Genomic DNA, 21215 nt, shown 5'->3' on the forward strand with positions numbered 1-21215 from the left:
GAAAGGTAATCAAAATGGCAACAGCAGTTAAACGGAAATCAGCTAAATCAAAAAAGACTAAGTTGAAAAATTTCCAGTGGGTAGGTGTTAATAAGCAGGGTAATAAAATGAAAGGCAAGATGCCTGCTGAAAGCGCTGATGCTGTGAAGCAGCAACTTTTAAAGCAGGGAATTAAGCCTAAAACGGTTAACGCAGAGCTATTCTCTTTTGGTGCAAGTAAGAAGCCCATTAAACCGATTGATATTGCGGTATTCTTACGACAGCTAGCGATTATGATGAAAGCTGGTGTACCTTTAGTTCAGTCCTTTGACATTATCGGTAAAGGTCATGAAAATCCGAGTGTTCAAGACTTGGTCATGGATATTAAAACTGATGTCGAGTCAGGTAATCCTTTTGCTGACTCTTTACGCAATCACCCAAAATACTTCGATGATTTAGTGTGCGATTTAATTCATGCTGGTGAGCAGTCTGGTACTTTAGAGCAAATGCTGGATAGAATTGCGACCTATAAAGAAAAGACAGAAGCTCTGAAGTCAAAAATTAAATCAGCCATGATGTATCCTGCAGCAGTAATCACGGTATCTCTAGCCGTAACTGCTATTCTTCTTATTTACGTAGTTCCAATGTTTGAGGATTTATTTTCTAATGCTGGAGCAGACTTGCCTGCTCTTACGGCCATGGTTGTTTCAATGTCGGAGAACATGCAGGCTAATTGGTATATTTACCTAGGGTTGTTAATAGCTATTGTCGTTGGTTATGTTCAGTTAAATAATAAGTCTGAAAAATTTAGGGATTCAAAGGATGCGTTATTGCTTAAGTTTCCTATTTTCGGCCCATTAATTCAAAAAGCCGCTGTCGCACGTTATGCTCGTACACTAGCGACCACATTTGCCGCAGGTGTTCCTTTAGTTGATGCTTTAGATTCTGCCGCAGGAGCTTCTGGTAATGCGGTTTATCGTAAAGCCATCATGAAAATTAAAGAAGATGTTACTACGGGTTTGCAAATCAATCTGGCGATGATATCAACCGGGGTTTTCCCAAACATGGTGAATCAGATGGTTGCGATTGGTGAAGAGTCGGGTGCTGTTGATACCATGCTGGCGAAGGTAGCTGATATTTATGAGCAAGAGGTTGATGATGCGGTCGATGGCTTGAGTTCTTTGATTGAGCCGTTTGTTATCGTCTTTATTGGTGGCGTTGTTGGTACAATTATTGTTGCAATGTACTTGCCAATCTTCAAATTGGGCGATGCTTTCTAACGACGAGCTTATATAAATCACATAATTTAAAAGATAGACAACATGATTGAAATTCTTTCAACAAACCTGCCCGTGTTGGCAGGTTTGGTTTTTATACTGGGGCTATTAACGGGTAGTTTTTTGAACGTGGTCATTCATCGACTACCGTTAATTCTAAATCGTGAATGGCGTACTACTGCAACTGAAATTTTGACTGAAGCCAATTGCACCGTTTCTTGCCCTAAAGATGGTCTTCCTGAAAAATATAATCTGATGACTCCGGCTTCGGCATGTCCCAAGTGTCACCATAAGATCACTGCCTTGGAGAATATTCCGGTTTTTAGCTGGTTAGTTTTAAGAGGAAAGTGTTCCAACTGCAAAGCCAAAATCAGCGGTCGTTATCCTTTTGTTGAGCTCCTGACGGCTGTAACATTTATGGTGTGTGCCATTACCTTTGGTTGGTCCTGGTCACTGGCATTCGCCTTAATATTGACCTGTTTCTTGGTTGCTGGTAGCTATATCGATTATGACCATAAGATTCTGCCGGATCAATTAACCCTACCATTAGTCTGGATTGGTTTGGTGGCCGCACTTTGGCTGGCACCTGAGCTTGCTCAAACAGGCTTCGCTAAAGACTTACCATCGGCCGTTATTGGTGCCTTAGCGGGCTATTTGTCTCTTTGGTCGATCTATTGGCTATTTAAGCTACTGACCGGCAAAGAAGGCATGGGACATGGGGATTTTAAATTGCTTGCGGCGTTAGGAGCTTTCCTAGGATGGCAGATGCTGCCTTTAGTAATTTTATTATCCACGGTAACAGGTGCTGTTTTAGGTATTGTGGCGATGGTAGTTAGCAAGCAGGGGCGTGATTATAAAATCCCATTTGGCCCCTTTTTGGCTATTGCTGGCTGGATTGCCCTAATTTGGGGTGAGACGATTACCAATACCTATATTCAAATGTTGCAGCCTTAGTAATTCCCAAAATGAGTAGGGAGCTGAAGGAAATCATCTAAATAATTTAGCCATGACCTATAAAGTTGCTTTAACAGGTGGAATCGCTAGCGGTAAGACCGCTGTCAGTGATATGTTTGCGGAACTTGGAGTGACGGTCATTGATGCTGATGTGATTGCGCGTGAAGTTGTTGCCAAGGGATCTCAGGCTTTACAGGCTATAACAGAGTATTTTGGCACGCAGGTTTTAACTGAAATAGGTGAGCTAGACCGTCAAAAGCTCCGTAGCATGGTATTCTCCGATGAGCAACAAAGGCAATGGCTTAACAATCTGCTTCACCCGCTGATTCGAACGGAAATCAAGCAACGTCAAGAGTTAGCGCATTCAGCTTACTCGATCAGTGTAATTCCTTTATTGTTTGAAAGTGGTCAATATCGAAACTATGATCGGGTGTTAACGGTTGACTGTCCCACAGCAATTCAGCTCAAGCGTTTAATGGAGCGCGATCAGTCAACCCTTGAGCAGGCCCAGGCAATTCTGGACAAGCAGGCAACTCGAGAACAACGCTTGTCGATTGCTGACGATGTTATTGTGAATGACTCAGATTTGCATTCCCTTAAGCAAAGCGTTATAAAGCTTGATAACCAATACAGGCAATTAGCAAGGAATTAGGCAATTGATGCCCGAAGCTGCCAGTTATATCTTGTATGAGCATCCGCTCAATGAGCAGATACGCGCTTATCTGCGCTTAGAAAATCTTTTTAATATTCAGCAAGAACTCCAGTCTATTGATTCTGTTGCTTCGCACATTGCAGCGTTGCATAACTTGTGGGAGATTCTGGACTGCCTTGATCGAGGCGATCTTAAGGCCGAGCTTCTCAAAGAGCTTGAGCAACAAAAAAACCATTTTAAACAGCTGGAAGCCAGTCCCTATATAGATGACGTTAAACTCAAGCGCTTTTTAGAGCAACTCCAGCAGCTTTATCTCTGGGTGGCTAATTATCAGGGAAAATTCGGTGCAACATTACGCCAAGATCGTTTTATTGACTTGATTAAGCATCGAATTCGTATTCCAGGCGCTTCCTGTAGCTTTGACTTACCCGAGTTACACCAGTTTTTACAACAGCCCGTTAATTATCGGCAACAGAAGTTTACAGAATGGTTTGAACATTTTGATGGGCTGAATAAGTGTCTTAAGGTCTTATTACGGTTGTATCGTGAAAACGGTCAGTTTGTCGATGGCGAAACCAACAATGGTGCTTATCAGCATAATTTTGATAAAAAGCAAAACCCCCATCTAATTAGGGTAAAAATGCCTATTGCTACCAGTGTTTATCCTGAAATAAGCGGCTCGAAATATTGTTTTACGATTCGGTTTATTCAGCCGGGGGAGCAGGAACAGAAGGTACTGTCAGATGATACTAAATTCCAGGTGGCGATTTGCTGACTTGTAGGCCGTTTAAAACAGTAAACTGTTGCTACAACTAATTGGCGCATTCTGTATTTTCATTTGGTACTATAAACCTGAACGGATTTAATAAGGTTTCAACATGGCTCTTTTAACACTCATAATCGCTTTATTATTCGAACGTTATTTTCATACAGGTAATAGCGACGAACGCCAGAAGTACAGTAATGCTAACTGGTTTGTTGCTTATCAAAAACGATTGGGCGAGTCGTTTGGCGAGCAGTCATGGTTTAAAGGCTGGCTTGCGGAGGCTGCATTAATTCTACTTCCTGTTATATTGATTTTCTTATTGTTTGAAACCTTTGGTGATGGTTTCATCTCCTCTTTAATTATGCTTGCCTTGGCGGTCGTTATTCTGGTTCATTGCTTGGGCCCTGAGTCACCACGAAAGTCTCTACGAGAGTATTTTTCCGATATTGCTCAGGATGATGAGCAGGGTGCTTATGAACATGCTGTGAACTTTGCCGGTAAAGAAGCTGATGATTGGGCGCAAACCCAGCGTATGGTCAGCCAGGCCATCTTCACCGAAACTCAGCGTCGTTATGCTGCTGTGGTTATCTGGTTTGTGTTGCTAGGGCCTGCGGGGGCATTGCTATATCGCTTACTGGACTGGTATTTAGCTAATAATCCAGAAGGTAGTTTGTCTGCGCCACTTAAGTCGATAATGGACTGGGTTGCAGGTCGTATTTCAGTATTGGCCTATTTGCTTGCCGGTGATATGGCTTCGGGTGTTTCTAAGATTAAAAGGAAGTTCTTTGACTTTAATGTCGATGGTATGGAGCTGGTTGAGGAAACCGGGGTGGCAGCTATTGGCCCTGTTCTTGATTGTGAAACTGAGCAAAAACAGAAGGTTGCCGAGAATTTATGTGCTTTAAAGCTCACTGAGCGAACCGGCGTTATTCTATTTGCTTTCGTAGCAGTCATGTCATTATTGGGTTGGACCTGGGTTTGAATAATTAACAAGAGTTAAATATTGTCCCTGGTTTGGCCTAACTCAAATACTGGTCAAAAACCACCGCTGAAAGTATCTTTTTTCCTTCATTTTGTCTATGATGGGCACTTTGCGAATTTTAGTTAAGTTGATTAACAGTTGTTAATTATCTGTTGGCAACTCTCTTGTAAAGACCATCGGTACTGAAATTAGTATTGAATAAGCAGTACTGAGGCCAAATGAAAGGCAAGAATATGACACAAGATCAAAAAAATGATGCACCAATCGAAGACGTTGATCCGATTGAAACTCAGGAGTGGATCGATGCTCTAGATGCGGTAATGGCAGAAGAGGGCGTTGAGCGTGCTCATTACCTGCTTGAAAAATTAGTCGCTAAAGCACGTCGTGCTGGCGCAAATTTACCATTTGATTTAACCACTGCGTATTTAAATACGATTCCCCCCTCCCAAGAAGCACACATGCCTGGCGATCAGGAAATGGAGCGCCGCTTGCGTGCCATTATCCGCTGGAATGCGATTGCCATAGTGTTGCAGGCCTCTAAAAAAGATTTGGAACTTGGCGGGCATTTATCGAGTTTTGCTTCGAGCGCCACTCTTTATGATGTGGGCTTTAACCACTTCTTCCATGCTGCTGATGATGAGCACGGCGGTGATTTGATTTATTATCAAGGCCACTGCTCGCCAGGCATCTATGCTCGAGCTTTTCTCGAAGGCCGTTTAGATGAAGACCAATTGGCTAACTTCCGCCAGGAAGTCGATGGCAAAGGCCTTTCCTCTTATCCGCACCCTTGGCTAATGCCAGAGTTTTGGCAGTTCCCAACCGTTTCTATGGGCTTGGGTCCAATTCAGGCAATCTACCAGGCGCGTTTCTTAAAGTATCTTGAGGATCGTGGTTTAGCTAAAACCAAAGGCCGTAAAGTGTGGGCCTTCCTGGGTGACGGTGAAATGGATGAGCCTGAGTCAATGGGGGCGATCAGTCTTGCAGGTCGTGAGAAACTGGATAACTTGATCTTCGTGGTGAACTGTAACCTACAGCGTCTTGATGGCCCAGTTCGTGGTAATGGCAAAATTATCCAGGAGCTGGAAGGCGAGTTCCGTGGTGCGGGTTGGAGCGTACTCAAAGTCATTTGGGGCCGCTATTGGGATCCTCTGATTGCGCGTGATACCGAAGGTCGCTTGTTGAAAGTGATGAACGAAACGGTTGACGGCGAGTATCAAAATTGTAAGGCCAAAGGTGGTGCCTATACGCGCGAAAAATTCTTCGGTAAAGATCCCAAACTATTAGAAATGGTTGCTAATATGTCGGATGAAGACATTTGGCGTTTGAACCGTGGCGGTCATGATCCGCATAAAGTCTATGCCGCCTATCATCGTGCGGTCAATACTGAAGGCCAGCCAACTGTTATTCTAGCTAAAACCGTTAAAGGTTATGGCATGGGTTCATCGGGCGAAGGAAAAAATATTTCGCACCAGGTGAAGAAGATGAACCTTGAAGCGCTTAAGCATTTCCGCGACCGTTTTAATGTACCGATTCCTGATGATAAGTTGGAAGAGGTTCCTTTCTATCATCCAGGCGAAGACAGCGACGAAATCAAATATCTTCGTGAGCGCCGTGAAAAACTGGGTGGTTATCTTCCGGCACGTCGTCCTCAATCTGATTCTTTGGATATTCCACCTCTGTCGGATTTTGAGCCATTGCTTAAGGCAACCGGTGACCGCGAAATATCAACCACCATGGCATTTGTGCGTGCCTTGAATATATTATTGAAAAATAAAGGATTAAAAGACCGTATTGTGCCAATCATCCCTGATGAGGCACGTACCTTTGGGATGGAAGGTTTGTTCCGTCAAATCGGCATTTACTCTTCTTCAGGACAGTTGTATGAGCCAGTTGATTCCGATCAGATCATGTATTATCGCGAAGATAAGAAAGGTCAGATTTTGGAAGAGGGTATCAACGAAGCCGGAGCCATGTCATCGTGGATGGCTGCTGCGACCAGCTATTCGAGCAATAATCTGCCGATGATTCCTTTTTATGTCTATTACTCAATGTTTGGTTTCCAGCGCATTGGTGATCTGGCCTGGGCTGCTGGCGATATGCAGGCGCGAGGCTTCCTGATTGGTGCTACCTCTGGCCGCACAACCTTGAATGGCGAAGGCTTGCAGCATCAGGATGGTCACAGTCATATGATTTCAGCAACCATTCCAAATTGCATTAGTTATGACCCGACTTACGCACACGAGCTGGCAGTGATTGTTCGCGAGGGTATGCGTCGTATGTATCGCGATCAGGAAAATGTGTTCTATTACATCACGACTCTTAACGAAAACTATCCGCACCCTGAAATGCCTGAAGGTTCAGAAGAGGGCATTATTAAAGGAATGTACTTATTGCACGAAAACAAATCTCGCAAGAAAGCGCCGCGTGTTCAATTGATGGGCTCAGGTTCTATCTTGCGCGAAGTTGAATATGCAGCAGACCTGTTGGAAAAAGATTTTGGTGTCTTATCAGATGTATGGTCAGTAACCAGTTTCACTGAATTGCGTCGCGAAGGTATGGCCGTCGAGCGTGAAAACATGCTGAACCCCACCAAGAAGCCTAAACAGTCCTATGTTGAGCAGTGTTTGGCTAAGCAGAAAGGGCCAGTGATTGCATCGACAGATCACATGAAATCTTATGCTGATCAAATTCGAAACTTTGTACCGCAAAAATACGCGGTGCTGGGTACCGATGGGTTTGGTCGTTCAGACAGTCGCGAGAATTTACGTCGCTTCTTCGAGGTAGACCGTTATTACATTGTATTGGCAGCGCTTAAAACTTTGGCTGATGAAGGTGACATTGATGTTAAAGAAGTCACTAAGGCTATCAAGCGCTACAACATTGATACAGACAAAGCCGATCCGGCAACCCTATAAACTGGAGGAAACATCGTGGCAGATATTACACAAGTAAAAGTCCCCGATATTGGTGATGCCAGTGGGGTTGATGTTATTGAAGTATTGGTCAAGGTCGGTGACACCATCGAGCTTGAGGATGGTTTGATTGTTCTGGAAACTGATAAGGCTACTATGGAAGTGCCTTCGAGCCATGCTGGCGTGGTCAAATCCATTGAAATAAAGGTCGGTGATAAGGTTTCCGAAGGTGATGTCATCTTGTCCATTGAAGCTGCTGAAACTAGCGCAGAGGCTGATGATTCTGCAGGTGAAGAATCAGAGGAAAGACAGGCTGATGAAACTGAGGAGTCTCAAGACGACTCAAAACAGCAGACTTCTCCACAGGAGACTGAAGAGGATGATTCCTCCGATGACGAAGAACAAGCAGGCGAAGAAAAAGAAGAGCCTTTAATCATTCCCGACATTGGTGATGCCAGTGGCGTAGATGTGATTGAGGTTAGTGTTCAGGCGGGCGACAGCATCGAAAAAGACGATAGCTTGATTGTGCTTGAAACAGAAAAGGCAACCATGGAAGTGCCATCGCCGTCTGCAGGTACCATTGTCTCCATGAGCGTTAAAGCTGGTGATAAGGTGAGTCAGGGCGATCAAATTGGTGTCATTAAAACGGTTTCCAGCAAACCATCTAAAGCGAAGACAGCGGAACAGAAGTCGGAACAAAGTTCTGAACCCGCACAAGATTCACCAAAACAACCTGATACACCAAAACCAGCTCCGGTTTCTGACTACCCTGTACAGTCTCCGCAAGAAGGTAAGTTAGTACATGCTAGCCCGGCAGTGCGTCGTTTAGCACGTGAGTTCGGAGTTGACCTGAGCAAGGTAAAAGGCACTGGTCCTAAGTCGCGGGTCATGAAAGAGGATGTGCAATCCTTTATTAAGTTCGAATTGTCGCGTCCAAAAGCAACTGCAAGTTCAGGAGCTGTGGGCACTCCAGATCTTCCTGAAATCGATTTCTCGAAATTTGGTGAGGTGGAGCAAAAGCCTCTAAGCCGAATCCAGAAAATCAGCAGTGTGAATTTGCACCGTAACTGGACCATGATCCCCCATGTGACCCAGCACGAAGATGCCGACATTACCGAGCTGGATGCTTTCCGCAAAAGCATGAAAGATGAAGCAGCGAAGGAAGGCGTTCGTCTGACTCCGCTTGCTTTCATCATGAAAGCTTTGGTAGCGAGTTTGAAAGCATTTCCGAGCTTTAATGCATCACTCGCCAATGACGGTGAAAACCTGATCTTGAAGAAGTATTACAATATTGGCGTTGCCGTCGATACACCGGACGGCTTGGTAGTCCCTGTGATTCGCGATGTAGACAAAAAATCAGTCTATGAACTGGCCAATGAGCTGGGTGAAATGTCTGAGAAAGCCCGTAACAAGAAACTGGGCGCAGCCGATATGCAAGGTGGCTGTTTCACCATTTCGTCATTGGGTGGCATCGGTGGTACATCCTTTACGCCAATCGTGAACTGGCCAGATGTTGCCATTCTTGGCTTATCGCGTAATCAGATGAAACCGGTATGGAATGGCAAAGAGTTTGAGCCACGCATGATGTTGCCAATGTCGCTGTCCTATGACCACCGGGTGATTGACGGTGCGGTGGCGGCGCGCTTTATTGTTCATCTCAGTAAAATGTTAGGCGATATAAGACGAGTCATACTATAAAGGCGCTAGAAACAGCGAATTGATTGATGATTTTTCAGTCAGTTCAGGTAAAATACGCCACTCTTTTGGAGTGGCTAATAAATTTTAAGCAATTTTGCGAGCTGTTAGCTCCGAATTCAGATACAAAAAGAGGATCCTATGAGTAATTTACACGCTCAAGTCGTTGTTTTAGGTAGTGGCCCAGGCGGCTACAACGCTGCTTTCCGTGCTGCTGATTTAGGCATGGACGTTATTTTGATTGAAAAATATTCTGTGTTGGGTGGTGTTTGCTTAAATGTAGGTTGTATTCCTTCTAAAGCATTACTTCATACCGCTAAAGTAATCGATGAGGCTGAAGAAGTTTCAGCTCACGGTGTGAACTTTGGCAAGCCTAAGTTTGATATCGACAAAATTCGCGAATACAAAGATGGCGTAGTTAAGCAGTTGACTGGCGGCCTTGCGGGTATGGCGAAAGGTCGTAAAGTTAAAGTTGTTGAAGGTTACGGTAAATTTACCGGTGCTAACGAAATTGAAGTTGAGAATGACGGTAAAAAGCAAAAAGTCACTTTCGACAATGCGATTATCGCAGCTGGCTCGCGTGTTGTTCAACTACCTTTCCTTCCAGAAGATGACCGTATTGTTGACTCAACCGGTGCTCTAGAACTGCGTCAGGTTCCAAAGCATATGTTGGTGATCGGTGGCGGTATTATTGGTCTGGAAATGGCCACTGTCTATCGTGCACTGGGTGCAAAAATTACTGTAGTAGAAATGGCTGACCAGCTAGTTCCAGCAGCTGACAAAGACGTCGTTAAAGTCTTGGAAAAATACGTTTCTGCTAAATATGAAAATATCCTGCTTGAAACCAGCGTGACTAAAGTTGAAGCCAAAAAAGATGGCTTGTATGTCACCTTTGAAGGTAAAAACGCTCCTGAAAAGCCACAAAAATTCGATATGATTTTATCAGCAGTAGGTCGTCGTCCTAACGGTGACTTAATTGATGCTGATAAAGCTGGTGTAAAAGTTAGCGATCGTGGCTTCATCGAAGTCGACAAGCAAATGCGTACCAATGTACCTCACATCTACGCAATTGGTGACATCGTTGGTCAACCGATGTTGGCTCACAAAGCCTCCGCAGAATCACACGTTGCCGCTGAAGTGATTGCTGGCAAGAAACATTATTTCGACCCACTAACTATTCCATCAGTAGCTTATACCGATCCTGAATTGGCATGGGTAGGTCTAACTGAGAAAGAAGCCAAAGAACAAGGCATCGACTATGGCGTGGGTAAATTCCCATGGGCAGCTTCAGGTCGCGCCATCGGCGTAAACCGTAAAGAAGGTTTCACCAAGTTATTATTCGACAAGAAAAACAATCGTGTCATCGGTGGTGCTATTGTTGGTGTTAACGCCGGTGAGCTTATCGCAGAAGTTGGTTTGGCCATTGAAATGGGTTGTGATGCAGAAGATATCGGTTTAACGATTCATGCACACCCAACGCTTTCTGAGTCAGTGAGTTTTGCGGCTGAAGTTTATGAAGGTGTGTGTACTGATCTTCCTGCTCAGCGCAAGAAGAAATAAGAAAGCATCTTTTTTGCCCTGAGCATTGTTATAAACCTTTTCATCATCGGTCATTCACTTTATGTGAACTCCTTCTTCGAAAAGGTTTATGCCGCGCTCAGAGCAAAAAATCCAGCTTTCTTTGATTGATTGAAAAAGCTTCCTTCGGGAAGCTTTTTTTATGGGCTAAAGGCGAACGAAACTTTGCCCTTTATTGAATAAGAATCTTATTCCGCGATCGGTGCCACGGCTTTTCTGCCGGATAGGGCGGTAATCATTGAGCCGATGACAACTAATAAAGCCCCCGCAATACTGAACAAGTTGATTGGTTCAGACAATAGTGTATCTGGATAAAAGTATTCGAGGACTTTCATGCTGGCGATGGTAACCAGTGGTGTGATTGCCAAAATTGCACTAACGCGCGAGGCTTCCCAGTGCGCCAGTGCTTCGGCAAAAGCACCGTAGGCAATCAAGGTATTTAAACAACAGAAAATAAGAAGCCACCAGCCAGCCGTATCAAGTTCTAGTGCCTGTCCCGGTGATGACCAAGGGCTTAATAAAGGAATACAGGCCAGATATATCATGAACATAACCTGGTCAGAGCGATAGTTATTGAGGAGTTGCTTCTGGGCTAAGGCATAGGCGGCCCAGACAATCGCGGCTAAAAACATCCAGCCTAATCCAACCGCATAGTCGCCGGTTATTTGTTCAAATATTTCTTGAAAACGCAGGTTAAAAAACAAAATCAGGCCAATCACAAAACAGGCAAAACCAAGCCATTGTTGTTTGTTAAAAGATTCTTTAAAAATCAATAACCCGCCTAATAGCATAAACATGGGCGCGGTCTGAATCATAACTTGCGCACTACTGGGTGTGATCAGGTTGACCCCAAAAAGGTAGAACACGTAATTGAGGCATAAACCGATTACCGCAATTACCATCAGCCATAAGACATTACCTTTGATTAACTTGAAATTGGGTGATTTTCTTTTGTAGATCAGGAAGATAAAAAGAATCGCGGCAGCGCTGAAAAAGCGATACCAGGTCACGGTGACCGCATCCATCTGGTCGAGTAAAGTTTTTAATGCTATAGGCAACAGACCCCAAAGCAGGGCGGTAGTTAAAGATAATAATAAGCCTAGTTGCCAACGACCGGATACTGTATGCATGTTTTACCCGAATTTAGCGATAAAGATAAAGGACGGATTATGCAGTAATAGAGTCTAATTGACTAGCGGGCATATCGAATTAGTCAGGTGATTGATCATTAGAGTCTGAGTAACTATGATGCTGGTTCGTAAAAAATTAGTGATGGCTATGAAAAGTAATAATTTAATACCTTTATTTTCAGTGATTTCATTGATGGCAGGAACCTTTCTTACTATGCATACAGCGCAAGCAACCAGCAAAGATTTAGAATTAACCGTTGAGCGGATTTATGCCGATCCTTCTCTGGATGGCCCTGAAGTCAGCTCCGTTAAACTATCTCCAGATGGCAAGCGAGTCACTTTCCTCAAGGGCAAAGTAGAGGAACAGGAGCGTTTAGACTTGTGGGAATACAACCTTGCCGATGGCGAGTCCCGCCTGTTAGTTGATTCCAATGACTTGAGTCCTGGCGAAGAGCAGCTGTCGGACGAAGAGAAAGCGCGCCGTGAGCGTATGCGTTTATTCGCAAAGGGGATCATAGATTATTACTGGGGCGATGATAGCCAGACATTACTGTTTCCTCTGGCGGGCGATATCTTTGTTTATGACTTGAACAAAGCCCCTAAAAAGGCCACCAAACAGCTTACTGATACGGAAGCCTACGAGACCGATATTAAATTGTCACCCGACGGTAGGTTTGTCTCCTTTATTCGTGATCAGGACATCTTTAAGGTTGAGATAGCGACTGGGAAGGAAACCCAGCTGACCTTTGATGGTGAAGGCACTATCAAAAATGGTATGGCTGAGTTCGTGGCACAGGAAGAAATGGGGCGTCTGACAGGTTATTGGTGGTCACCAGATAGTAAAAAAATTGCTTACTTACAGATTGATGAGTCACCCGTTAATATCGAGAAACGTTATGAAATCAATGCTGAGGATTTCACCGTGTTCGAGCAACGCTATCCGAGTACCGGTACTGATAATGTATTAATTAAGCTCGCCGTATTGAATCTTGAAACCAGCAAAACCCAATGGATAGATACGGGTAAAGAAACGGATATTTATCTTCCACGCGTAAACTGGTTGTCTGATTCCTCACAAGTCTCTTATCAATGGCAGACTCGTGACCAGCAGACACTTGAACTGCGTTTTGCGGATATTAGCAATGGTCAGTCTAAAACTATTCTGACCGAAACCTCTGACACCTGGATTAATCTAACCAAAGATTTAATGTTCCTGAAAGACCAGGCTGCTTTTGTCTGGACTTCGGAACGTAGCGGTTTCCGTCATTTATATTTATACGATTTGAAGGGTAACTTGATTCATCAGTTGACTGATGGTGACTGGGTTATCGACAAGATTTACGGTGTTGATGAAGAGCAGGGCGTAGTTTATTTTGATGCCAATAAAGAGAGTCCTTTGCAGCAAGACCTCTATTCAGTAGCTTTAAGCGGCGATAGTTCAGCGAAAAAAATCACTGAAAAATCTGGTGTTCACGAAGTAAGTTTTGCAAAGAACATGAAGATTTTTGTCGACTATTTTTCATCCGTATCACAGCCTAAACAGGTCAGTTTACGTAATGCCGATGGTAGTCTGATTACCTGGTTAGAAGAAAACAAACTGGATAAAAACCATCCCTATTATCACTACTATCAAAAAGCCTCGAAGCCTGAGTTTGGCACGATAAAAGCCGAAGATGGGCAGGAGATGTATTACCGCCTTTATAAGCCGGTACCTTTTGACAGCTCTAAAAAATACCCGGTGATTGTCGATGTTTATGGCGGCCCTCACGCCCAGCGCGTACGTAATCAATGGGGTGCACGAAATACTTACTGGCATCACTTGATGGCAAGTAAGGGCTATATCATTTTCTCATTGGACAACCGTGGCTCCTGGAATCGTGGTAAAAAATTCGAAGACCCTATTTATAAAGAGCTCGGTGATGTGGAAGTAAAAGACCAGGTTGCTGGTGTCGAATTTCTTAAAAGCTTACCCTATGTGGATGGTGATAAAATTGGTATGTTTGGTTGGAGCTATGGCGGCTATATGACCATCATGAGCATGTTCAAGCAGCCTGATATATTCAAAGTAGGTGTATCAGTAGCGCCTGTGACTGACTGGTATTTATATGACACTCATTATACCGAACGCTACTTAGGTCATCCTGATTCAAACAAAGACGGTTATGAAGCGAGTAATGTCTTTCCATATTTAGAGGGACTAAAAGGTGACCTCATGATTATCCATGGCATGGCTGACGATAATGTATTGTTTACCAATAGCACCAAGCTATTTAAAGCCTTACAGGATGCCAATAAGCCGTTTGATATGATGAACTACCCGGGCAGCAAGCACTCAATCTGGGGACAAAAGGTACGTACCCACGTGTTTAATACCATTGGTAATTACTTTGATGAGAACTTGAAGTAGTTCGCTACGTAAGTTAACAAAGCGGCTTGCCGAAAGGTGGCCGCTTTTTTTGATCATAGATGTTTTCTATTTTGATGAGTTGTCTCTTGCAAATGACTGCATACAAATATTAGTCTTGAAGCATACCAATCAATAGGAAATCAACATGACCAAGTTTATTCCTGCTCTGTCGAGCATTGTTATGCTGTCATTGTCAGTCTTGAGTACAGAGGCCGCAGAAGTTCCTGAAGGATTCAAAATTGAACTATTTGCTGAAAATGTCGATGGTGCGCGGCAGATGGCTTTGTCTGATACAGGCATTGTTTATACTGGCTCTAGAAAGCCAGGCAAAGTCCACGCCATGATTGATAAGGATAATGACTTCAAAGTGGATGAAGTGGTGTTAGTGGCTGATGGTTTGTATATGCCCAGCGGGGTCGCGTACAAAGATGGTGATTTGTATGTGGCGGAAGTGGATAAGATTTTACGCTTCAAAGACATAGACAAAAATTATAATAAAAAGCCCGAGCCGGAAGTGGTTTTTGATCAGCTACCAGATGAAAGTCACCACGGCTGGAAATATATAAAATTCGGCCCTGATGGCCACCTGTACATTCCAATCGGTGTACCGTGCAATATTTGCAATGAAAAAGATGAGCGCTTTGGTACCATTGGTCGCCTCAATATTGAAACTAAAGAGTTTGAGTTGATCGCAACTGGCGTACGCAATAGTGTTGGTTTCGATTGGCACCCTGAAACCAAAGAACTGTGGTTTACCGATAATGGTCGTGATTGGATGGGTGACGATTTACCACCCTGTGAACTCAATCGTGTCACAGAAAAAGGGCAGTTTTTTGGCTTCCCCTATGTGCATGGTAACGATGTTATTGATCCCGAGTTTGGTGACGAATTAGGTGAGCGCGAATACCGAAAACCTGAATGGGAATATCAGGCGCATGTGGCCCCTCTAGGGATGATGTTTTACACTGGTGATATGTTCCCTTCAGAATATAAAAATACACCCTTAGTAACCCTGCACGGGTCATGGAATCGCAGTACGAAAGTGGGCTACAAAGTAGTGAATATGCCACTCGAAGCTAATCGGGTTTTATCCGAAGATGATTTTGTTACAGGCTGGTTAAAAGGTGATGAAGTTTTGGGTCGTCCTAATGACATCATAATGCTGACCGATGGTTCGATCCTTGTTTCTGATGATGGCTTCAGCAAAGTGTATCGAGTGTCCTATCAGAAGGGTAAATGAGGAGATTTAATCATTTTATTGTTTAAGGGTAGGGGCGGACCTGTGTGTCTGCCCCTAGCATGAATAACAAACACAAAAAAGCCGACTATAAAGTCGGCTTTTTCTTTCGTCGTAAAAGACTGGGTAAAAAGAATTACCAAATTTTTACACGATCTTCTGGCTCTAAATACATATCATCACCAGGTTTTACGTCAAATGCTTCATGGTACTCAGGCATATTCATAACGGTACCGTTAGCACGGAACTCGCTAGGCGAGTGTGGGTCGGTATCAATACGCTTGCGTAGCTCTTCGTCACGATACTTACGACGCCATACTTGTGCCCAACCGTAGAACACACGTTGGTCACCGGTCATGCCGTCAATCACTGGAGCTGGTTTGCCGTCTTTAGAAAGCTGATAGGCTTTATAGGCAATAGTTAGGCCGCCAAGGTCACCGATGTTTTCACCTTGAGTGAATTCACCATTAACATGTACTCCGTCAAGTACTGTGAAGTCGTTGTATTGAGCAACAAGTTTGTCAGTACGCTTGGTGAATTCAGCCAAATCTTCTTCAGTCCACCAGTTACGAAGTTTACCGTCACCGTCATATTGTGAACCTGAATCATCGAAACCGTGGCCCATTTCATGGCCAATTACCGCACCAATACCGCCATAGTTCACTGCATCGTCTGCTTCAAGATTGAAGAATGGAGGTTGCAAAATGGCCGCTGGGAATACGATTTCATTCATCACAGGGTTGTAATAAGCATTAACCGTTTGTGGTGTCATGAACCATTCTGTACGGTCGATTGGCTGACCTAACTTCTCACGGTTACGTTTGATTTCAACCATGGTGGCGCGTTTCATATTGCCTAATAAATCATCCGCTTTAATTTCAAGCTTAGAATAATCTTTCCACTTATCAGGGTAGCCAACTTTTGGAGTAAACTTAGCCAGTTTATCAAGTGCCTGTTCTTTGGTGTCTTCACCCATCCACTCTAGCTCTTTGATACCTTGGGCATAAGCTGTACGAAGATTTTCAACCAGTTCTTTCATGCGCTCTTTAGCTTCTGGTTTGAAGTGCTTTTCAACATAGATTTTACCAACAACTTCACCTAGTGAGCCGTTAATCACATTGACACCGCGCTTCCAACGAGGCTCTTGCTCTTCAACACCACTTAAAACGCCCTGGAAAAAACGGAAGTTTTCTTCTGCTAGAGCTTTATTCAAGAATGACGCTGAATCGCTAATAAGATGCCATTGATAGTAAGTTTTCCAATCATCAATTGAAATCTCTTTGAGCATATCGTTTACCGCGGCAAAGTAGTCGGGCTGACCAACGATAACGTTATCAATGCCTTCCAGCATTGCAGTCTTGCTCCAGCGATTCCAGTCAAGGTTTGGAATAGTATTTTGCAATTCTTCGAAGCTCATTTTGTTGTAACGAGCAACTGGGTTACGCAGCTTTTCTTTTGGCCAATGCTTTTCAGCAATTTGCATTTCAATGGCCATTACTGCCTTGGCTTTTTCTTCGCCATTTTCAACACCAGCAAGATCGAACATTTTGGCTACATGCTCAACATATTTCTGGCGAATTTCTTCGCTTTTCTCGTCGTCTTTTAGATAGAAGTCGCGGCTAGGTAACCCTAAACCGTTTTGACTCATTTGCGTGATATAAGTATCTGGCTGACGAGCATCAATATAAACGTAAGTACTGAACGGCGCTTCGCTAACCATTTGTGCATACGCGATATACTCTGAAAGATCAGACAGATCTTTAATAGCAGCAATTTTATCTAGTTCTGGTTGAAGAGGCTTAGTGCCGAGCTCTTCTAAAAGCTCTTCATTCATGTAGCTTTGATATAAGTCACCGACTTTTTGTGCATCAGAGCCTTTTTCAGCGTTGCTGTTGGCTGCATCTTCAATGATTGCTTGAACATCTTCGCGAGCCTGTTCAGCCAACATGGTGAATGCGCCATAGTTTGATTTGTCCGCAGGGATTTCAAATTCTTTTAGCCATTTACCGTTCACATGCAGGAATAAGTCATCTTGTGGGCGAACTGAATGGTCAAAATGTTGTTTATCGATACCTGATACGAGTTCTTGTTCTGCTTGAGTAGTGGTAGTTGAGGTTTGCTCGGTAACCTCCTGCTTAGCTGCTTCTTGGTTCGCTTTTTGTTCTTCCGTACCGGAATTACAAGCCGCTAACACAGCTAAACAAACGGAGCTAATGAGTAGTTTTTTCATTGGGACACCTTTGTTTAAGACTAAATAGTGTAAGACTGTTAATAATCTGTTTTTGAGCGCTCTGGGCGCTATTTAAAAATTTCCGCTCAACATACTACCCAGATCGGGGCCTAAAGAAAAGTTTTAGCAGGGGCTAAAAGTAACAGAGTGTGACAAGTGCAGGGAGTGTTTTGCAGGCTGTTGCTGTAGGCTGTGGCTGGGCGAGCGACTCTCGCCCTTACTTTCTTGCAGTAATTAGCCTAACTTTGGATTTAGTTATGACCCAAGTTCAGGCTGTAATTTCAAGATCTCGTCCAAAACGCAGTCTTTAAGGGCGACTTTCTGGTTGCTACTGTAATCTATCATCACTATGCGGCTTTTACCGAGTGTAGTAACGGTTTGCTGCTGTTCGCTAAATGCTTGATATTCCATGGTAAAACCGAACTCTTCCAACTCGGATATACGAGTGCCGACGATTAATGTATCAGGGTAAACCACCGGACGGCGGTAGCGCGTATAGATATCTGCCAATATTGGACCAACGGTATTGCTGGTGATTTTGGCTTCCTGGCCTAAAGCTTCCAGGTATGCGATACGGGCACTTTCAAAATAGCGTATGTAGCTAACATTGTTGACGTGCTGGAAAGCATCCATTTCGCCCCAGGCTACGGTAATCGGCAATAGTACGGGAAATTGTTGTTTAAATTCAGTTAACGCTTGAGTATCAGACATTAGCCTACCTTAATAATGTTAATGCTTTGGGTTTCATCATCTTCGTCATGCTCAATATCAGGAGTATGAATATCGGGCGCATCGAATAGTGTATCTTGCTCCGTTGACTCCTGACTTAAGCTGACAAAGTCGAATAAGTTGGTGTCGGTCAGATGGGATGGGGCTACATTACTGATCGATTTGAAGATGGTTTCAATCCGTCCAGGGTATTTGCGATCCCAGTCCTGTAACATCATTTTAATGTTTTTGCGTTGCAGGTTTTCCTGAGAACCACATAGGTTACAAGGAATGATTGGGAACTCTTTGAGTTTGGCAAACTTGGCAATATCTTTCTCTTTGCAGTAAGCCAGCGGACGAATCACGATATGCTTGCCATCATCACTTTTGAGCTTTGGCGGCATGGACTTCATCTTGCCACCAAAGAACATATTCAGGAACAATGTTTCAATGATGTCATCGCGGTGATGGCCGAGGGCAATTTTAGTGATGCCGTTTTGTTCTGCCCAGCTATAAATAATGCCACGACGCAGGCGCGAACATAAACTGCAGGTGGTTTTGCCTTCAGGGATGATGCTCTTAACAACGCTGTAGGTGTCTTCCTCTATGATTTCATAAGGCACGCCAACTGACTTGAGGTAGTTAGGTAAAACTTGCTCTGGAAAGCCCGGTTGTTTTTGGTCAAGATTTACAGCTATTAACTCAAAACTCACCGGCGCACTTTTCTGTAAGCCCATTAGAATATCAAGTAAAGTGTAGGAGTCTTTGCCGCCGGACAGACAAACCATAATTTTGTCGCCTTCTTCAATCATATTGAAATCGGCAATCGCCTGGCCGACGTGACGGCGCAAACGCTTTTGTAACTTGTTAAAGCTGGTTTTTGCTTCTTTCTCGGGAATCTCTGTATCAGCTGTGGTCATCTTTAAAACCGAATTAATATGTCTGTTCGCTTGAGCCGGCAGTCCAGCCGGAACGCTGGTCTGTAATAGCTGAGCGAAGAAAAGGCGCTCATTATACACTCTCAACCCTGATTTTGTGTATTATCTGTGGCAAGACATTATTTCAAGTCAACAGGCTCTAATAATAAGAGGACTATGAATAAGGGGACTATGGATAAGGAGACCGTGTGTTAAACATTCTTTGGTTATTCTTTTTTGTGCTTGCCTTTGTGTTAGCGCTTTTTCAATGGCTGGTGCAAGGCAATGCCGCGGCTTTTCCAGAGTTAGTTCAGTCGATCTTTGACATGGCTAAGCTCAGCGTCACTATCGCGATTGGCTTGATTGGTATATTGGCGTTTTGGTTGGGGTTGTTAAAAATCGCTGAGAAGAGCGGGCTGGTGAATTTGCTGGCTAAAGCGTTAGCGCCCTTATTCCGGAAGCTGATGCCTGAAGTGCCTTCTGGGCATCCAGCCCTGGGCAGTATCAGTATGAACATGGCTGCTAATATGCTGGGTTTAGATAATGCGGCAACTCCGATGGGTATTCGTGCCATGGAGCAATTGCAGGAGATAAACCCAAACAAAGAAGAAGCCAGTAATGCACAGATTCTGTTTCTGGTACTCAATACTTCTGCGGTCACTATTATCCCAATTACCATTTTGCTTTATCGCGCGCAGATGGGCGCCGCTGATCCGGCAGCCGTGTTTTTGCCGCTCCTGTTAGCGACCTGCGCTTCGACCTTTTTTGGCTTGTTAGCAGTGTCCATTGTGCAGAAGATTGATATTTTTAACCGCGTTATTGCGGCTTATTTTCTAGTCTTTGCTGGTTTGATCGGTGCTCTAGTATGGAGTCTGGTCAGCTTACCGACGGAAGAAATGGCCGAAGCAAGTTCGGCGCTGGGCAACTTTCTGCTGATGGCTGCAATCGTTACTATTCTGCTGTACGGTTGGCGTAAGAAGGTTGCTGTCTACGAGGACTTTGTTGAAGGTGCAAAGGAAGGCTTTAAAGTCGCAGTCAAAATCATCCCCTATCTGATCGCTATGTTAACCGCTATCGGCGCGCTACGAGCGTCTGGCGCGTTGGATGCTTTTGCTGATGGTCTTGGCTGGCTGTTCGGTAGTTTAGGCTTGGATACTCGATTTGTTGAAGCATTGCCAACTGCCCTAATGAAACCATTCAGTGGTAGCGGTTCGCGCGCCATGATGTTGGAAACGATGCAAAGCCAAGGGGTGGATTCATTTGTTGGATATATGGTGGCGACGATCCAAGGCAGCACCGAAACCACCTTCTATGTGTTAACCGTCTATTTTGGTGCCGTGGGCATTAAGCGGATCAGACACGCGTTAGCTTGTGGTCTGATTGCTGATCTGGCGGGTATTGTGGCGGCCATTTTATTAACTTACTGGTTCTTTGCATAAGCATACTTTGGGGTAAGCATTAAGTGGTTACTAACTGCCGAAAAATTATACAATTTCAGTTGTGTATCTTGAATATTTTTCAGAATATTTGAACCAAAAACTTCCAAAAATATGACAAATCATATATGAGAAATCCACAAGCTGGTGTAAAGCTAGATTTGACAAGGGTTTGCGCCTGTACAGAAAGTATTCAGAGTGGAAATAGACTATTGCAAACATGCTAACTAATTGATTTAATTGAAGAAAGATGCATGCTGTACAAAAAATGAACGATTTGTATGGGTGTCCAGTGTTTTCGGGCTTAGGCAAAGTTTCTTGCAACTTTTCCCCAAAGTTATCCACAGAAATTGTG

General features: G+C 43.9%; 15 protein-coding genes. 11 read left to right on the plus strand and 4 right to left on the minus strand.

The window, feature by feature from the left end; all coding sequences use genetic code 11:
- Positions 1-14 precede the first annotated feature (14 nt).
- The 8 genes from KKOR_RS03555 (at position 15) to lpdA (ending at position 10777) form a co-directional block, all read left to right on the plus strand.
- The gene (locus tag KKOR_RS03555) at positions 15-1259 is read left to right on the plus strand and encodes a type II secretion system F family protein (protein WP_012800641.1); all 1245 of its coding nucleotides are present in this window, start codon (positions 15-17) and stop codon (positions 1257-1259) included.
- 42 nt (positions 1260-1301) lie between these two features.
- Positions 1302-2210 carry a prepilin peptidase gene (locus tag KKOR_RS03560; RefSeq protein WP_012800642.1) on the plus strand — a complete coding sequence of 303 codons (909 nt, stop codon included), beginning with the start codon at positions 1302-1304 and terminating at the stop codon, positions 2208-2210.
- 52 nt (positions 2211-2262) lie between these two features.
- Positions 2263-2862, plus strand: coding sequence for a dephospho-CoA kinase (coaE, locus tag KKOR_RS03565; RefSeq protein ID WP_012800643.1), 600 nt, complete (start codon positions 2263-2265; stop codon positions 2860-2862).
- Positions 2863-2869: 7 nt separating this feature from the next.
- Positions 2870-3637, plus strand: coding sequence for a cell division protein ZapD (gene zapD / locus KKOR_RS03570; protein ID WP_012800644.1), 768 nt, complete (start codon positions 2870-2872; stop codon positions 3635-3637).
- A gap of 103 nt (positions 3638-3740) precedes the next feature.
- Positions 3741-4610 carry a regulatory signaling modulator protein AmpE gene (gene ampE / locus KKOR_RS03575; RefSeq protein ID WP_012800645.1) on the plus strand — a complete coding sequence of 290 codons (870 nt, stop codon included), beginning with the start codon at positions 3741-3743 and terminating at the stop codon, positions 4608-4610.
- Positions 4611-4843: 233 nt separating this feature from the next.
- Positions 4844-7525: a pyruvate dehydrogenase (acetyl-transferring), homodimeric type gene (gene aceE / locus KKOR_RS03580; RefSeq protein WP_049756751.1), complete on the plus strand. Its 2682-nt coding sequence runs from the start codon at positions 4844-4846 to the stop codon at positions 7523-7525.
- A 15-nt stretch (positions 7526-7540) separates the two neighbouring features.
- Positions 7541-9220 carry a dihydrolipoyllysine-residue acetyltransferase gene (gene aceF / locus KKOR_RS03585; protein WP_012800647.1) on the plus strand — a complete coding sequence of 560 codons (1680 nt, stop codon included), beginning with the start codon at positions 7541-7543 and terminating at the stop codon, positions 9218-9220.
- 138 nt (positions 9221-9358) lie between these two features.
- Positions 9359-10777: a dihydrolipoyl dehydrogenase gene (gene lpdA, locus KKOR_RS03590; protein ID WP_012800648.1), complete on the plus strand. Its 1419-nt coding sequence runs from the start codon at positions 9359-9361 to the stop codon at positions 10775-10777.
- A gap of 206 nt (positions 10778-10983) precedes the next feature.
- Here lpdA and KKOR_RS03595 read toward each other — a convergent pair whose 3' ends face one another.
- Positions 10984-11925: a DMT family transporter gene (locus KKOR_RS03595; protein WP_012800649.1), complete on the minus strand. Its 942-nt coding sequence runs from the start codon at positions 11923-11925 to the stop codon at positions 10984-10986.
- A gap of 148 nt (positions 11926-12073) precedes the next feature.
- Between KKOR_RS03595 and KKOR_RS03600 the strand changes: the two genes are divergently transcribed.
- Both KKOR_RS03600 and KKOR_RS03605 read left to right on the plus strand, forming a co-directional pair.
- The gene (locus KKOR_RS03600; RefSeq protein ID WP_083777368.1) at positions 12074-14332 is read left to right on the plus strand and encodes a S9 family peptidase; all 2259 of its coding nucleotides are present in this window, start codon (positions 12074-12076) and stop codon (positions 14330-14332) included.
- Between the two features lie 145 nt (positions 14333-14477).
- On the plus strand, positions 14478-15572 hold the full coding sequence (locus KKOR_RS03605; protein ID WP_012800651.1) for a PQQ-dependent sugar dehydrogenase: 1095 nt from the start codon (positions 14478-14480) through the stop codon (positions 15570-15572).
- A gap of 133 nt (positions 15573-15705) precedes the next feature.
- On the opposite strand, the gene KKOR_RS03610 is transcribed toward KKOR_RS03605, so the two are convergent.
- From KKOR_RS03610 to ttcA, 3 genes are all read right to left on the minus strand, one after another.
- The gene (locus KKOR_RS03610; RefSeq protein ID WP_012800652.1) at positions 15706-17799 is read right to left on the minus strand and encodes a M13 family metallopeptidase; all 2094 of its coding nucleotides are present in this window, start codon (positions 17797-17799) and stop codon (positions 15706-15708) included.
- Positions 17800-18054: 255 nt separating this feature from the next.
- On the minus strand, positions 18055-18510 hold the full coding sequence (locus tag KKOR_RS03615) for an acyl-CoA thioesterase (RefSeq protein WP_012800653.1): 456 nt from the start codon (positions 18508-18510) through the stop codon (positions 18055-18057).
- Positions 18510-19427, minus strand: a complete 918-nt coding sequence (ttcA, locus tag KKOR_RS03620) for a tRNA 2-thiocytidine(32) synthetase TtcA (protein WP_012800654.1) — start codon at positions 19425-19427, stop codon at positions 18510-18512. Before ttcA ends, KKOR_RS03615 begins: the two co-directional genes overlap by 1 nt.
- Before the next feature lie 206 nt (positions 19428-19633).
- On the opposite strand from ttcA, the gene KKOR_RS03625 reads away from it, so the two are divergent.
- A complete protein-coding gene (locus tag KKOR_RS03625; protein WP_012800655.1) occupies positions 19634-20863 on the plus strand; it encodes a nucleoside recognition domain-containing protein in 1230 nt (409 codons plus the stop codon).
- Positions 20864-21215: the final 352 nt, after the last annotated feature.

This window comes from Kangiella koreensis DSM 16069 (assembly GCF_000024085.1).
Taxonomy (GTDB): Bacteria; Pseudomonadota; Gammaproteobacteria; order Enterobacterales; family Kangiellaceae; genus Kangiella; species Kangiella koreensis.